Origin of the sequence: Leisingera sp. ANG-Vp (genome assembly GCF_000813725.1) — a bacterium.
GTDB lineage: Bacteria > Pseudomonadota > Alphaproteobacteria > Rhodobacterales > Rhodobacteraceae > Leisingera.
This window is the reverse complement of record NZ_JWLD01000125.1, coordinates 1-585: the sequence shown is the minus strand read 5'-3', so window position 1 is coordinate 585 and position 585 is coordinate 1. Positions and strand designations below refer to the sequence as shown.

The following is a 585-nucleotide window of genomic DNA, read 5'->3' as shown; positions in this document are numbered from 1 at the left end:
CGCGCTGTTCATGGACTGGCGCGGCTATGTGGCCGAAGCCACCGGCGCCAACATCTTCTTTGTGAAGGATGGCGAGGTGCACACGCCCAAGGCGGATTGCTTCCTGAACGGCATTACCCGCCAGACCGTGATCGGCATGCTCAAGGACAAGGGCATCACCGTGCACGAGCGCCGCATCAAGCCGGAAGAGATGGAAGAGTTCGAACAATGCTGGCTGACCGGCACCGCGGCCGAGGTCACTCCGGTTGGCGAAATCGGCCCCTACAAGTTCGAAGTTGGCGCGCTGACCCGCGAGATCGCGGAAGACTACGAGAAGCTGGTGCGCGCCTAAGCGCAGCTGCCAGAGTGTTTTTGAAACCCCCGCCTTGGAGCGGGGGTTTTTTATGGGCTGCAGAACGGCGGGGCGGCCTATCCAAAAGGATACCTGCCTGACCATCGTTTCACCGGCGGCGGGCGTAATACCGGTTTTATTGCGCCACACCTGCGCGCATAGTGGATGTTAACGGACTGCCTCAATGGGAGGGGGTGTCCGGTGCCATAGGGTTTTGCCGCTCCGGAAGAGAGCAGGCGGTCCCGGTGGCGGGG

At 61.9% G+C, this 585-nt stretch carries 1 protein-coding gene; it reads left to right on the top strand.

Annotated elements, in window-relative coordinates; all coding sequences use genetic code 11:
- The coding region (locus RA20_RS24290; protein ID WP_039135450.1) for an aminotransferase class IV at positions 1–331 on the top strand (331 nt) is incomplete at its 5' end.
- Positions 332–585 lie beyond the last annotated feature (254 nt).